The 2,806-nt window shown below is 72.6% G+C and carries 3 protein-coding genes and 2 pseudogenes; 3 read left to right on the top strand and 2 right to left on the bottom strand.

Annotated features, from left to right (window positions below):
* Both F0Q45_RS28165 and F0Q45_RS25265 read left to right on the top strand, forming a co-directional pair.
* A pseudogene (locus F0Q45_RS28165) lies at positions 1–493 on the top strand (hypothetical protein); the annotation flags it as partial.
* Between the two features lie 2 nt (positions 494–495).
* Positions 496–837, top strand: a complete 342-nt coding sequence (locus F0Q45_RS25265; RefSeq protein WP_149656485.1) for a YbaB/EbfC family nucleoid-associated protein — start codon at positions 496–498, stop codon at positions 835–837.
* 141 nt (positions 838–978) lie between these two features.
* Here the strand turns inward: F0Q45_RS25265 and F0Q45_RS25260 are convergent, their stop codons facing one another.
* Together F0Q45_RS25260 and F0Q45_RS25255 are read right to left on the bottom strand one after the other, a co-directional pair.
* The gene (locus F0Q45_RS25260) at positions 979–1,299 is read right to left on the bottom strand and encodes a hypothetical protein (protein WP_149656484.1); all 321 of its coding nucleotides are present in this window, start codon (positions 1,297–1,299) and stop codon (positions 979–981) included.
* Positions 1,300–1,503: 204 nt separating this feature from the next.
* A complete protein-coding gene (locus F0Q45_RS25255) occupies positions 1,504–1,851 on the bottom strand; it encodes a helix-turn-helix transcriptional regulator (protein WP_149656486.1) in 348 nt (115 codons plus the stop codon).
* Between the two features lie 236 nt (positions 1,852–2,087).
* On the opposite strand from F0Q45_RS25255, the pseudogene F0Q45_RS25250 reads away from it, so the two are divergent.
* Positions 2,088–2,806: pseudogene (locus F0Q45_RS25250) on the top strand (hypothetical protein); the annotation flags it as partial.

Below are 2,806 nucleotides of genomic sequence, written 5' to 3'. Positions count from 1 at the left end.
GGCCGGCGCCGGCCACCGGGCCGTGCAGGGCCTCGGTCAGGTCGCGGGGCCGATGATGGGCGAACTGGGTCCAACCCCGGGTGGCGGCGGCCCACCCGACGGCGGTCAGCAGGCCGCGTCCCCGCCCGAACCGCCGGCGGGCGGGGACGCGGCGGCGCCCAGCGAGTTTGGTGGTGCTGGGTCCGGTGACACCGAACCGGCGTGGGCGCCCGGCGCGCTGTCGGCGCCGACCGGTGCCGCCGCGACACCGGCGACCGCGGCTGCGGCGACCGCGCCGGCCCCGGCGGGGCCGCCGCCGCAGGCGGGCGCGCCGGCCGTGGGCGCGGTGGGACCGATGATGGCGCCCCCGCTGGGGGCACCGCGCGGGGCCTCCGGTGACCAGCAGCCCGAGCGGCTCTACCGGCAACGCCAGCTCAAGGTGGTGGCGCCGCCCAACAGCGAGCCCGTCAAGGGGCGCCGCGAGGGCCGCGAGCGTCCGGGGGAGCGCCGGTGAGCATGACCGACGACGAGTACGTCGCCGCGATCGAGCAGGGCCTGCGGGTGACCCGGGCGCGGATCGCACAGTTCCACGCCGCCCTGCAGCAGGCCGTCGAGCTGGACCCGATCGGCGACCTGGTGCGGGCCACGCTGGACGCCGACGGCTACCTGAGCGATCTGTCCATCGATCCCACGGCGCTGACCGGCCACACCCACACCGAGCTCGAAGAGCTGATCACCGAGGTGCTGCGGGCCAGCAACCTGCGGCTGCGGGAGGCGGCGCAGGAGGCCATCGACCGGTACTTCGCCAAGGGCTCGTCCTCGTGGCAGGACCTCAAAGCCCTGGGCGAGGACTGGTAGACCGGCCCGGCACCGGCGGGGTCGCCGGAAGGGACCGTGAGCGGGTGCGAGTGTTGGGGCAGGCGGGCCGCCAATCGGACGGTTGCTGGCTTCGATGTTTGCTGCGCGCGCGGAGTCCGTAGAGCCACGGAAACGACGATCTCAGTGCTCAGCACGGCGATCGCGCTTGTTTCGAGCTTGCGCGATCTTGATGAGCTCTGGCAGGGCGTCGAGGTCTTTCGGTCGGGCTGCGGCGGTCTTGGATTTGATCACGTCGTCGAGGCCGGCCACGTGGACCGTGACGTGTCCAATGCTGTGTGGTTGCGCGCCCGGCAGTAGCCCGTCATAGCCGTCCGGGAATCCGGCTGGTGCGAACGTCAGGTCGAGGTCGCCTAGTAGCGGTGTTCGTAGATTGAGCATCCGCATGCCCCGCAGCGATTCTGCGGTGCTGTCGAACGGCAATCCCTCGGCCAGACCGTCCACCCGGGATTCCGGCGCCGAGTTCGCGAAGTGCGCCCGACAGGCGTCGGAGGTTATCCGGTGCGGTCGACGGCGCGATGTCGATGTCATACGTCGGGCGGCGAGCGCCGTACAACGCTGCGGCGTATCCACCGACCAGCACATAGTCCACGTGATGCCGGTTCAACGTTTCGACGATGCGCCGTGGATCGAATGCATCGTGCCCGGTCACACTCCTGCGACGCTTCCGCGCAGCTCCTGGGCGAACAGGTCCTGCGCCGCCCGTCGCGACGCGCGCTGGTCTGCGGATAGCCGGGCATGCTCGGCGTCGAGGACGTCGTCGTGGCTGTCGTACGCCTCGAGGGTGATCCGCATCTCCAGATCGATCGCGGCCAGGATGCGCGCCAGCACGGGAAGGGAGGGCTGCCTGGCACCGGATTCGATGCGGGCAATGGTCGACTGCGCGACGTGGGCAGCTTCGGCGAGGTCGCGCTGGGACATGCCCACTCTGGCGCGGGCGAGCTTCAGCAGGTTTGCGGCCAGTCGCTCCACCTGGCCAGCCGTCGTAGGTCCCATCACCACCACACATTGATGATAGCTGATCAGCTATCGAATCGGCTCACGGGGCCCGGCGCGCGAACGAGGGCCTTCGGTCAACCCGGCCCCGTCCGGGTTGCGCCGGGGGGCCGCACCCCCGAAATCATCCCGCGCTGTTCAATCTGCGCCCCGGGTACCTAGTTACGTTACGTTATTTCGTTGTTTAGTTTCGTATTTAGTCGTGCCTGCGAACGAAACCTGCTACTCTGCGACGCATGGGCGATGCACCTCCGAGCAGCGAACCGTGCCGCTATCCCGGCTGTGGCCGGCCCAGCCGGCCCGACCCGGCGACCGGACGGCCGTCGTTGTACTGCGAACAGCCCGATCCCGGCGGCGGCCCGGTGCACAACCGGGCCAATGCGTGGCGGGCGCGGCGCAGCCAGCGCCCCGCCACGGCCGTGGCCACCGACCAGCCCGCGCCCGCGCCGGTCTCGATGGCCCGGGCCACGCTGGAACAGCAGCTCGCCGACCTGCCCGCCAAGCTGGGCGAGCTCCGCGACTACTTCGACGGCGTGCTCGCCACCATCGGCAGCGCCGGCGATGTCGAGGCCGCGGCCGCCGAGGTCGAAGACGCCCACCGGGAGGCGCTGGCCAAGGTCACCGAGGCCGAGCGGCGGGCCTCGGCCGCCGAGCGGGCCACGCGACTGGCCGAGGAACGCGCCGGGGTCGCCGAGCAGCAACGCCAGGAGGCCGATGCGGTGGCCGAGGAGGCGCTGGCCGAAGCCGTCCGGGTGCGCGAGGAGCTCGCCGCCGAGCTGGCGCGCGTGCGCCAGGAGGCCGACGCCGCGGTCGCCGCGGCGCGCGACGAGCTGGCCGGCGCCCAGACCGGCCACGCCGCCCAGCTCGCCGAGCGCGACGCCGCCGTCGACCGCGCCCGCGCCGACGCCGAGACCGCCCGGCGCGAGGCCGCGGCGGCGGTGGCGGCCCGGGCGGC

The sequence above is a fragment of the Mycobacterium simiae genome (assembly GCF_008370645.1).
Taxonomy (GTDB): Bacteria; Actinomycetota; Actinomycetes; order Mycobacteriales; family Mycobacteriaceae; genus Mycobacterium; species Mycobacterium simiae_A.
Note: the sequence above shows the minus strand (reverse complement) of the source record. Positions and strands in the feature narration are given on the sequence as shown.